This window comes from Lysobacter sp., assembly GCF_035655815.1.
Lineage (GTDB): Bacteria > Pseudomonadota > Gammaproteobacteria > Xanthomonadales > Xanthomonadaceae > Lysobacter_J.
On the sequence record NZ_DASRTS010000060.1, the window covers coordinates 1 to 11,952 of the forward strand.

General features: G+C 67.6%; 7 protein-coding genes. 3 read left to right on the plus strand and 4 right to left on the minus strand.

The annotated features are described in order from the left end of the window. Positions 1-184: GntR family transcriptional regulator (locus tag VFE83_RS15840; RefSeq protein WP_324907908.1), on the minus strand; the 184-nt coding region annotated here is incomplete at its 3' end. 71 nt (positions 185-255) lie between these two features. Here VFE83_RS15840 and VFE83_RS15845 point away from each other — a divergent pair. Continuing rightward, positions 256-726 carry a cupin domain-containing protein gene (locus tag VFE83_RS15845; protein ID WP_324907910.1) on the plus strand — a complete coding sequence of 157 codons (471 nt, stop codon included), beginning with the start codon at positions 256-258 and terminating at the stop codon, positions 724-726. Between the two features lie 12 nt (positions 727-738). On the opposite strand, the gene VFE83_RS15850 is transcribed toward VFE83_RS15845, so the two are convergent. Then, positions 739-3,171, minus strand: coding sequence for a membrane-bound PQQ-dependent dehydrogenase, glucose/quinate/shikimate family (locus VFE83_RS15850; RefSeq protein WP_324907912.1), 2,433 nt, complete (start codon positions 3,169-3,171; stop codon positions 739-741). A gap of 190 nt (positions 3,172-3,361) precedes the next feature. Here VFE83_RS15850 and VFE83_RS15855 point away from each other — a divergent pair, with 190 nt between their 5' ends. Then, positions 3,362-5,722: a Tex family protein gene (locus tag VFE83_RS15855; RefSeq protein ID WP_324907914.1), complete on the plus strand. Its 2,361-nt coding sequence runs from the start codon at positions 3,362-3,364 to the stop codon at positions 5,720-5,722. Positions 5,723-6,482: 760 nt separating this feature from the next. Here VFE83_RS15855 and VFE83_RS15860 read toward each other — a convergent pair. Together VFE83_RS15860 and VFE83_RS15865 are read right to left on the minus strand one after the other, a co-directional pair. Then, complete coding sequence (locus tag VFE83_RS15860; protein ID WP_324907916.1) at positions 6,483-8,147, minus strand: MFS transporter; 1,665 nt, start codon at positions 8,145-8,147, stop codon at positions 6,483-6,485. A gap of 14 nt (positions 8,148-8,161) precedes the next feature. Beyond that, a complete protein-coding gene (locus tag VFE83_RS15865) occupies positions 8,162-9,637 on the minus strand; it encodes a DcaP family trimeric outer membrane transporter (protein ID WP_324907918.1) in 1,476 nt (491 codons plus the stop codon). A 227-nt stretch (positions 9,638-9,864) separates the two neighbouring features. Between VFE83_RS15865 and acs the strand changes: the two genes are divergently transcribed. Then, complete coding sequence (gene acs, locus VFE83_RS15870; RefSeq protein WP_324907920.1) at positions 9,865-11,817, plus strand: acetate--CoA ligase; 1,953 nt, start codon at positions 9,865-9,867, stop codon at positions 11,815-11,817. Positions 11,818-11,952: the final 135 nt, after the last annotated feature.

An 11,952-nucleotide genomic window follows, 5' to 3' on the forward strand; every position in this document is an offset into this window, starting at 1 on the left:
TCGCGGTATTGCGGGCCAGCCCGTATGCGGATGCGACGCGGCGCGTGGACGGCAGCTCCGCCCCGGCGCGCAGCCGGCCGTCGAGGATCGCGGCGCGCAGCTGCTCGTGCAGCAGGCGCGTACGGCCGGCGGGCGGACCGTCCAGCGACAGCGGAAACTCGAATACTGGTTCCTGTGGATGCATCGAAACTGGCCTGTCCGGGGAGCCAGCACAAGCCTACGGTAACGGGCATCGTCCAGGATCAGGAACCCGCCATGTCCGCACCAGGCCCGTCATTGTCGCGCCGCGAATTCCTGCCAGCCCGCGTCGGCCCGGGCGAGGCGCCGTGGATCCCGATGAGCGCCGAGAAAGCGTGGAAACCGCTGCGCTTCTTCCGCGATGGCCGTGGCTTCGTCGAACTGCTGCGCATGACGCCCGGTGCGGTGATGCCGCTGCACCGCCACACCGGCGAGATCCACGCCTACAACCTCAGCGGCTATCGCACGTTGTGCACCGGCGAGGTCATCGGCCCCGGCGACTACGTGTACGAACCACCCGGCAACACCGACTGGTGGAAGGTCACCGGCGAGGAGGACATGACGGCGCTGGTCGTGGTGATGGGCAGCGTCGAATTCCTCGGCCCCGGCGACGTGGTGAAGTCCCGCGCCGATGCGCATTCGCAACTGCAGGCGTACCGCGACTTCTGCGCGCGACACGCGCTGCCGGTGCTGGACCTGTGCGACTGACGGCAGCGCGCGTCAGCGAGACGCTTCGCCCTTGGGCAGCGCGTACGCGATCACGTGATCGCCCAGCTTCGTGCCGAGCGAACCATGACCGCCGGCGACGATCACCACGAACTGCCGGCCGCTGGCGGCGGACCGGTACGTCATCGGCGTGGCCTGGCCGCCCGCAGGCAGGCGCGCCTGCCACAGTTGCTCGCCGGTGGTGACGTCGTAGGCGCGCAGGTAGTAGTCAAGCGTCGAGCCCATGAAGGCCACGCCGCCGGCGGTCATGATCGGCCCGCCGAGCGAGGGGACGCCGAGCTTGAACGGCACGGGCACCGGCGACTCGTCGCGGATCGTGCCGTTCCTGCGCTGCCAGACGACTTTGCCCGTCACCAGGTCGACGCCGGCCACGTACCCCCACGGCGGCGCCTGGCAGGGCAGGCCGACCGGCGAGAGGAACGGATTGAGTTCGACCGCGAAGGGCGCGCCGAGGTTGGGGTTGAGTCCGTGCTCGGACGAGCCGCCGCGATCGGAAGCACCGGCGGGGCCGCGCTGCCGTGCGTGCTCGCCGGGCCTCTGCCGCGGCACCAGGCGGTCGACGAATCCCAGGTAGTTGGGATGCGCGAAGGCGACCTGGCGCACCGGATCCACCGCCATGCCGCCCCAGTCCATCACGCCGAAGTTGCCGGGGAACACCAGCGTGCCCTGCAACGACGGCGGCGTGAACGGCCCCTCGTAGCGCAGGCGCTTGAAGTGGATGCGGCACACCATCTGCCCGAGCATCGTCGCGCCCCACATGTCCGCCTCGCGCACCGGACGCGGCGGCGCCACCGTGACGCTGGAAACCGGCTGCGTGGGCGAAGTCCAGTCGCCCGGCGCCGGGCCCTGCGGGACCGGTTGCTCGCGGACCGGATGCACCGGCTGCCCCGTGCGGCGGTCGAGCACGAACAGGTTGCCGGTCTTGGTCACCTGCACCAGCGCCGGCACCGTGCCGCGGCCCGGGAGCGTCAGGTCGATGAGCGCCGGCTGCGCCGGCACGTCCATGTCCCACAGGTCGTGGTGCACGGTCTGGAACACCCAGCGCAGGCGGCCGGTGGCGATGTCCAGCGCGAGCACTGAACTGGAGAAGCGCTCGGTCGTCGGCGGGCGCCTGCCGCCCCACTGGTCGATGGCACCGTTGCCCATCGGCACGTAGATCAGCCCCAGCGATTCGTCAGCGGCGGAGGTGCTCCAGCTGTTGGGCGAGGACCAGCTGTAACGGCGCCCCGGCGGCAGCGGCGCGGTGTCGTCGGGATGGCCCGGATCGAAGTTCCACACCAGCCGCCCGCTCACCACGTCGAACGCACGGATCACGCCCGAGGGCACGTGCGTGGAAATGTTGTCGTAGATCGCGCCGCCCACCACCACCAGCCCGCGCGTCACCAGCGGGGCGGAGGTGAACTGGAACCAGCCCTCCTGGTAGGCCGGCATGCCGGGCCACAGGTTCAGCGAGCCGTTGTCGCCGAACCGCGCGCAAGGTTTGCCGGTGCGGGCATCCAGCGCGATCAGCCGCGCATCGTTGGTGGCCATGAGGATGCGCTGCGGGCACTCGCCGTCGGCTGCGCGCGCCGCACCTGGCCATCGGGCATCGTGATAGGAGACGCCGCGGCAGGTCAGGTGCTGCATCCGCTGCGAGACGCGGATGCCCGGATCGAACCGCCACCTGACGTGTCCGGTTTCGGCGTCCAGCGCGAGCACGTGGTTGTGTGGCGTGCACAGGTACAGCGTGTCGTCCACCTTGATCGGCGTGACTTCGTAGGTGAACTCCGGCGGATCCGTGGGGCGGCGCGTGTCGCCGGTGCGCACCTGCCAGGCGACTTCCAGGTCGCGCACGTTGCGCGGTGTGATCTGCGCCAGCGGCGACCACTTGTTGCCGCGCCACGAGCGCCCGTAGGCGGACCAATCGTCGTCCGGCACGTCGCCGTAGCGGGCCGGCACCGAAACGCGCGCGCCCGGCAGTTCGCCATCGAGACGGTGCGTGTCGCGCGTCATCGCCAGCAACGCCACCACCAGCGCGATCATCAGCGCGAGCCAAAGCGGCGCGGTGGCCTTCCAACCGGCGACGCGTCCACCGTGCAGGCGGCGCGAGATCCACGGCGGCAACAGCAGCAGTCCCAGCACCACCACCACGTCGATGCGCGGCACCAGCTGCCACCAGTCCAGGCCGACCTCCACCACGGCCCAGACTGTCGTGCCGAGCAGGAACAGTGCGTACAGATGACGCGCGCCATTGCGCCGCCGCCACAGCAGCCACGCGGTGGCGGTCATCGCCGCGCCGGCGATCAGGTAATACGCACTGCCTCCCAGGCGCAGCAGCCAGGCGCCGCCGACCAGACACGCCAGCCCGATCAGCGCGAACGGCACGGCCGTGACCAGCAGCGGCCAACCAGGTTGCGGCTGCTCGATGCCGTGGACATGGGCGGACATGCGACCTCCTGGCAATGGCACCGCCGCATCGTGGTCGCGGCGCGATTCAGGCGATGTGAACGGGGCGCGTCGTGCACGCAACGTGGTGCAGCGGTATCCGCGCGCTCCTGTCAACGGGTACCGCACGATGGCGGGCGTTGCGACAATCGCGCTTCACCCGGAAATGCCGGGGCTTTGACGATTGGAAGCAATGCAGGACCACAAGCAGATCGCAGCGAAGATTGCCCGTCTCATCGCCGAGGAGATCGGTGCCCAGCCGCAACAGGCGCAGGCCGCCATCGGCCTGCTCGATGAAGGCGCGACCGTGCCGTTCATCGCGCGCTACCGCAAGGAAGTCACCGGCGGCCTGGACGACACGCAGCTGCGCAACCTCGAAACGCGCCTGACCTACCTGCGCGAACTGGAAGACCGCCGCGCCGCGGTGCTGGCCAGCATCGAGGAGCAGGGCAAGATGACCGACGAGCTGCGCGGCGAGATCGAGTCGGCCGACAGCAAGGCGCGTCTGGAAGACCTGTATCTGCCGTACAAGCCCAAGCGCCGCACGCGTGCGCAGATCGCGCGCGAGGCGGGGCTGGAGCCGCTGGCCGATGGCCTGCTGGCCGATCCGACGCGGGTGCCGGAAGAGTTCGCGGCGACGTTCGTCGACGCGGAGAAGGGCGTGGCCGATGCCAAGGCCGCGCTCGACGGCGCGCGCGCGATCCTGATGGAGCGCTGGGGCGAGGACGCGGCGCTGGTCGGCGAACTGCGCAACTGGCTGACCGACGTCGGCGTGATCCGTTCGCGCGTGGCCGAAGGCAAGGAAGCGGCAGGCGAGAAGTTCCGCGACTACTTCGATCACGCCGAGCCGCTGGCGAAGATTCCCTCGCATCGCCTGCTCGCGCTGTTCCGCGGCCGTCGCGAGGAATTCCTGTTCCTCGACCTCGATCCCGGCAGCGATGCGGAGGCCGGGCACCTGCAGGCCGAAGGCCGCGTCGCGTTGCACGCGGGCATCAAGGCGCAGGGCCGCGCCGCCGACAAGTGGCTGATCGATTCCTGCCGCCTGACGTGGAAGGCCAAGCTGCACCTGCACCTCACGCTCGACCTGTTCGCGCAGGCGCGCGAGAAGGCTGAAGCCGAAGCCATCGACGTGTTCGGCGACAACCTCAAGGACCTGCTGCTGGCCGCTCCCGCCGGGCCGAAGTCCGTGCTCGGCCTCGACCCGGGCCTGCGCACCGGCGTGAAGGTGGCCGTGGTGGACCGCACCGGCAAGCTGGTCGACACCGCGACCATCTACCCGCACGAACCCAAGCGCCAGTGGGACCAGTCGCTGATGGTGCTGCGCGCGCTGTGCGCGAAGCATTCGGTGGAGCTGATCGCCATCGGCAACGGCACTGCGTCGCGCGAGACCGACAAGCTCGCCGGCGACCTGATCAAGCTGGCGCCCGAGCTGAAGATGCAGAAGATCGTCGTCAGCGAGGCCGGCGCGTCGGTGTATTCGGCGTCGGAGTTCGCGGCGAAGGAATTCCCGGGCCTGGACGTGTCGCTGCGTGGCGCGGTGTCGATCGCGCGCCGCCTGCAGGATCCGCTGGCGGAACTGGTGAAGATCGAACCCAAGGCGATCGGCGTCGGCCAGTACCAGCACGACGTGGACCAGTTCAAGCTGGCACGCGCACTGGACGCGAAGGTCGAGGACTGCGTGAACGCGGTCGGCGTGGACGTCAACACCGCGTCCAGCGCGTTGCTCACGCGTGTGTCGGGCCTGTCCTCGACGGTGGCGGAGAACATCGTGGTCTATCGCGATGCGAACGGTGCCTTCAAGTCGCGCAAGGAGCTGCTGAAGGTGCCGCGCCTGGGCGAGAAGACGTTCGAGCAGTGCGCCGGCTTCCTGCGCATCAACGACGGCGACCAGCCGCTGGACGCATCGTCCGTGCACCCCGAGGCCTACCCAGTGGTCGAGCGCATCCTGCGCCAGTGCGGCCGCGAGGTGAAGCAACTGATCGGCGATGCGTCGCTGTTGCGCACGCTCAAGCCCGAGCAGTTCATCGACGAGACTTTCGGCGTGCCGACCGTGCGCGACATCCTCAAGGAACTGGAAAAGCCAGGTCGCGATCCGCGTCCGGAGTTCAAGGCCGCGCGTTTCGCCGACGGCGTGGAGGACATCAAGGACCTGCGCGAAGGCATGATCCTGGAAGGCGTGGTGAGCAACGTCGCCGCATTCGGCGCGTTCGTCGACATCGGCGTGCACCAGGACGGCCTGATCCACATCTCCGCGCTGTCCGACAAGTACGTGAAGGATCCGCGCGAAGTGGTGAAGGCGGGCGACATCGTCAAGGTGAAGGTGCTGGAAGTCGACGTCGCCCGCAAGCGCATCGCCCTCACGCGTCGACTTGACGACAGCGCGCCGGCACCGCGCGGGCAGCGTGAGGATCGCGACAACCGAGGTGGTTCGCCGCGCGGTGGTCGCGACAACAACGGACGCGATTCCCGCAACTTCAACGCGAACCGCGGCAGCGCGCCACCGCCGATGAACAACGCGCTGGCGGCGGCATTTGCGAAGGCGAAGAAGGAATAGCGACGTCGCTCGTCAATCGGCCATGGCGTAGAACGGCTCCAGGCGCGGCGCTCATGCCCTTCGCTCCTGATCCCGGCGAAAGCCGGATCCCTGTCGCAGTTGCCCTTGCTCGTCATTTCCGCGAAGGCGGGAATCCAAGGACTTTTCACGCTGTACCGATGTCGCTCAGTCGCGACGCATGGTTTTCGCTCGTCATCCAGCGAAAGCCTGGGTTTCGGGCTTAAGCAGGCCGCAACAACAGAAGCAACCGTGTGTGGTGCTCTTGTTGTTGAACAGCAGACCACATCCCAAGCCCCGGAGGGCAGCGCACAGGACGTGCGCTGCTGAGCGTGGAGGCTGGTGCCAACTCGCGAAGGCAAGGCCTTCTCTTCCGGTCGTTGGATTGCTGTGCCGGGGAAGACCCTTTCTTTGGGTTACGTTTGACCGAAGGGAATCCAGTCGGACTTTGGGTCAGCAAAGAAAAGTGACCCGGCCGGCTTTAGACGGACGGAAGCTTTGGCTCTTTCGTTCCGGACTCGCACTTGGTTTAGCGTGAAAAGTCCATGGATCCCCGCCTTCGCGTGGATGACGAGCCAAGAGCAACGGCAGGCGAGCAGAAGCGACGGCGAAGGATCCCGGCTTCGCCGGATGACGGCCGGAAGGGCTGCGGAGACCCGCGATACGTCCCGGCTCGGACTTGCGTCCTCGAAACTGTCCGGCGCAAAAAACAACAACGCCGGCAAGCGCCGGCGTTGCTGCACATCGCGAGGGGAGAGAGACGTCAGTGCTGCGTGATGTCTACGTCCTTGGTCTCTCGCAGGAACAGCGAGCCGATCACGAAGGTCATCAGTGCCACGATGATCGGGTACCACAGGCCGTAGTACATGTTGCCGGTCGCGGCTACCAGGGCGAAGGCGATGGTCGGCAGGAAGCCGCCGAACCAGCCGTTGCCGATGTGGTACGGCAGCGACATCGAGGTGTAGCGGATGCGGGTGGGGAACAGCTCCACCAGCCACGCCGCGATCGGGCCGTACACCATGGTCACGTAGATCACCAGCACCACCAGGATCAGCAGCACCATCGGCTTGTTGATGCGTGCCGGATCAGCCTTCTCCGGATAGCCGCCCGCGGTCAGCGCCGACTTGAGCGCGGCGCCGAACGCGTCCGTCTTGGCCTTGCTGTCGTCCTTGGCCAGGCCCGCGCCCTCGAAGCTGGGCACCTCGACGTTGCCCACCGTCACGCGCGCCACGCTGCCCGCCGGGGCCGCCTGGATCGTGTACGGCACGCCGGCCTTGGCCAGTGCCGCCGTGGCGATGTCGCATGAGTTGGTGAAGACCTTCTTGCCCACCGGGTCGAACTGGAATGAGCAGGTCGCCGGGTTGGCATGCACCACGACCGGTGCGTTGACGCTGGCCTCGGCGATGGCCGGGTTGGCGTAGTGGGTGAGGGCCTTGAACAGCGGGAAGTACGTCAGCGCGGCGATCAGGCAGCCGGCCATGATGATCTTCTTGCGGCCGATCCTGTCGCTGAGCCAGCCGAACACGATGAAGAACGGCGTGCCGATCGCCAGTGCCGCGGCGATGAGCAGCCATGTGGTAGTCGCGTCTACCTTCAGCGACTGCGTCAGGAAGTACATCGCGTAGAACTGGCCCGCGTACCACACCACGGCCTGGCCGGCAGTGGCGCCCAGCAGCGCCAGCAACACGATCTTGCCGTTCTTGCTGAAGAAGCTCTCGGTGATCGGCGCCTTGGACTGCTTGCCCTCGGCCTTCATCTGCTGGAACAGCGGCGATTCGTTGAGCTGCATGCGGATCCACACCGACACGCCCAGCAGCACGATCGACAGCAGGAACGGAATGCGCCAGCCCCACTCCTCGAACGCTTCCGTGCCCAGCCAGGTGCGCACGCCCAGGATCACCAGCAGCGACAGGAACAGGCCGATCGTCGCGGTGGTCTGGATGAAGCTGGTGTACAGGCCGCGCTTGCCGTGCGGTGCGTGCTCGGCGACGTAGGTCGCGGCACCGCCGTACTCGCCGCCCAGCGCCAGGCCCTGCAGCAGTCGCAGGATGATCAGGATCGCCGGTGCGGCGAAACCGATCGACGCGTAGTTGGGCAGGATGCCGACCAGGAACGTCGACAGGCCCATGATCACGATGGTGACCAGGAACGTGTACTTGCGCCCGATCATGTCGCCCAGACGGCCGAACACGATCGCGCCGAACGGCCGCACCGCGAAGCCGGCAGCGAACGCGAGCAACGCGAAGATGAAGGCGCTGGTCTCGTTGAGGCCGCTGAAGAACTGCTTGGCGATGATCGCCGCGAGCGAGCCGTACAGGTAGAAGTCGTACCACTCGAACACGGTGCCCAGGCTCGAGGCGAAGATGACCTTCTTGTGGCCCTGCGTCAGCGGCCTGGCGTCAGGAGGTGTTGCGGTAATGGTGGACATGTCGTGGTCGCCCCTTAGAAGCTGTACTTGACGTGCGTCTGCAGGCGGTTGAGCTCGCCGCGGTCGCCGTTCTCGAGTTCACGCTGGCCCCAGATCAGCTCGGCACCGAGGTCGAGCTTGGGCAGCGGTGTGTAGATCAGATTCACGTGCGCCGACTGCGCGCCCTTGGTGATGCCCAGGCCGGTGAGGTCGGTGTCCTGGTCGTACTCGGCGCGCGAGTAGAACAGGTTGGTGCGCAGCTTCGGCGAGAACACGTGCCGCCAGCCGACGAAGCCCGCGATCATGTCGATGTTGTCCAGATCGCCCGTGGCGTCGAGCACCGCGTCGTTGTTGAGCGCCAGGCCGACATAGCGGCCGATGCCGCTGCCGCCGGTGAGCATGTAGCGGATGTCGTCGTTCTTGCCGAGGTTGAACTTGCCCGAGACGCTCAGGCCGTAGCCGGTGCTCTCGTCCTCGATCGCCGGACGCGCCGGGGCGGTCGGCGTGGCGGCCACGCCCGCCTGCTGGTACTTCAGCTGGCGCACCAGGCCGGCGATGCCGAAGTGGCCCCAGTCGCCCTTCATGGTGTAGCGGCCGGTGAAGTCGGGCATCGGACCGTCGTCGCCGGCGACCTGCGCCATGTTGCCGTTGAACGGCGTGTACACCGTCTCCGGGTTCTCCATCGAGAACGACCACGGGCCATTGGTGTAGCGGACCTGGGCCTGGCGCACGAACACCGTGCCTTCCGTCGGACCGAGGAAGTCGACCGTGTCCGGCAACGCCGCGGTGTCCTGGAAGTTGGTCCAGGTCTGGCCGGCCAACCAGTTGTTCCACTGTACGTAGGCCTGGCGCAGCGTCAGCGCGTAGGTGTTGGTGGCGACCTCGTTGCCGGTGAACGCGGTGCTGCCGCCACCGAACAGGTCGAACTCCAGATACGCCTTCAGCTTGTCGCCGCTGTCCAGGTCGGTGTCGGCACCGAACCAGAAGCGCGAGAAGTTGGCGCCCATGTCGGTGTCGGTGCCGCCTTCGCGGAGGTGGCCCTGCCCGACCGGAATGGCCTTGGGCACGTAGAACAGGCGACCCACCGTGCCGTCGGGGATGTCGCCGTCGTTGGTCGACGTCACCGAGGCATCGAGCTTGATGAAGCCGCCATAGGTGAAGCGCGTGCCCGGATTGGCCGTGGCCATGATGGGCGCGCTCTGGATGGTCGGCTTGGCCGGTGCGCCCGGCGCCGCGCCCGCCTGCGCCGCGGTACCGGGTGCGGCAGGTGCGGTGGTGGCCGCGGTCTGCGCGGTCTTCACCTCGCTGATCTGCGTCTGCTGTTGCTGCTGTTGCGCCATCAGTTGCTGGACCGTCGCTTCGAGCTGGGCGACGCGCGCCTCCAGCTCCTTCTCCTTCGCGGTCTGCGCGAAGGCCATCCCCGGCAATGCGAGCGCAACCAGCAGTGCGGCGGCGAGCGGACGGCGACGTGGGGTCGCGGCCTTCACCGGCGTGGCAATGCTTGCGGACATGATTCCCTCCCAAAGGAACGCCGCGCCCAATGCACGGCTCGGGCCAGCCTGATGTCGCATCGCGCTGCACAACCATTCCCCATTGGTCGTAAGCCATGCGCTGGTGCACCGCTTTACGACTAACGTCTAAACCGCCCCCGATGAGGGGCGACGGTGAATGCGGCACACTGGATCTCCGCCCGCCGACGGGCCGGCGCCGTCCTTCACGCAGTCCCCCGGAGCACGCCATGAACCACCCTGCCGCCGTCTATCCGATCGACCCGGACTTCGCCGCCAAGGCCCGGGTCACGCGCGAGGCGTACGAACGCCTGTACGCCGAATCGGTCAGCCAGCCCGAGGTGTTCTGGGGCCAGGTGGCCGAGCGGCTCGACTGGTTCACCAGGCCGAAGAAGATCAAGGACGTCAGCTACGCGCTGGAGGATTTTCACATCCGCTGGTACGAGGACGGCGAGCTCAACGCCAGCGTCAACTGCCTCGACCGCCACCTGGCCACGCGCGGCGACAAGACGGCGCTGATCTTCGAGGCGGACGATCCGTCCAAGCCGGCGCAGCACGTGACCTATCGCGAACTGCACGCACGCGTGTGCAAGCTGGCCAACGCGTTGCGCTCGCTGGGCGTGCGCAAGGGCGACCGCGTCACCATCTACCTGCCGATGATCGTCGAGTCGGTGGTCGCGATGCTGGCCTGCGCCCGCGTCGGCGCGATCCACTCGGTGGTGTTCGGCGGCTTCGCCCCGCAGTCCATCGCCGACCGCGTCGCCGACTGCACCAGCAAGCTCATCATCACCGCGGACGAAGGCCTGCGCGGCGGCAAGAAGGTGCCGCTGAAGGCCAACGTCGACGCCGCACTCAAGATGCCCGGCACCAACACCGTCGAAACCGTGCTGGTGGTGCGCCACACCGGTGCCGCGGTGGACATGCAGATGCCGCGCGACCGCTGGTACGACGCGGTGGTGGACGACCAGCCCACCGAATGCGCCCCGGAGCGCATGAACGCGGAAGACCCACTGTTCATCCTCTACACCTCCGGCTCCACGGGAAAGCCCAAGGGCGTGCTGCATACGACCGGCGGCTATCTGGTGTACGCCAGCTACACGCACGAGGTCGTGTTCGACCTGCGCGAGGACGACATCTACTGGTGCACCGCCGACGTGGGCTGGGTCACGGGCCATAGCTACATCGTCTACGGCCCGCTCGCCAACGGCGCGACCGCGGTGGTGTTCGAGGGCGTGCCGAACTACCCCAATGTGTCGCGCTTCTGGGAAGTCATCGACAAGCACCAGGTCACCATCTTCTACACCGCGCCCACCGCGATCCGCGCGCTGATGCGCGACGGCGACGAGCCGGTGGTCAGGACCTCGCGCAAGTCGCTGCGCCTGCTCGGCACGGTCGGCGAGCCGATCAATCCCGAAGCGTGGCGCTGGTATTACGAAGTCGTCGGCGATTCACGCTGCCCCATCGTCGACACATGGTGGCAGACCGAGACCGGCGGCATCCTCATCACGCCGCTGGCGGGCGCCATCGATCTCAAGCCGGGCTCCGCCACCAAGCCCTTCTTCGGCGTGCAGCCCGCACTGGTCGACGCCAACGGCACGCGCCTGGAAGGCGAGGCCGAAGGCAACCTGGTGCTGCTGGATTCCTGGCCGGGCCAGATGCGCACCGTGTACGGCGACCACGGCCGCTTCATCGACACGTACTTCCGCACGTATCCCGGTACCTACTTCACCGGCGACGGCTGCCGCCGCGACGCCGACGGCTACTACTGGATCACCGGGCGGGTGGACGACGTCATCAATGTCTCCGGCCACCGCATCGGCACGGCCGAGGTGGAAAGTGCGCTGGTCTCGCATCCCAAGGTGGCCGAAGCCGCGGTGGTCGGCTTCCCGCACGACATCAAGGGCCAGGGCATCTACGCCTACGTCACCCTGATTGCCGGCGAAGTGGCCACCGACGACCTGCGCAAGGAACTGGTCGCGCACGTGCGCACCGAGATCGGCCCCATCGCCACACCGGACCACCTGCAATGGGCGCCGGGCCTGCCGAAGACGCGCTCGGGCAAGATCATGCGCCGCATCCTGCGTAAGATCGCCGAAAACGCACCGGATCAGCTGGGCGACACCAGCACGCTGGCCGATCCGAGCGTCGTGGAAAGCCTGGTGAACGAACGCCTGGGCAAGTGAATCGCGGAAGCAGAAGCGAATCCCCCCTTACCCCCCTTTTTCAAAGGGGGGAAGCAACGCCCTGCCGAATGATGCTGTGTCGCGCTCCGACGCCGTGGCTGGACAACCAGAAACCCTGCCTAGCGTGCCCCCGCT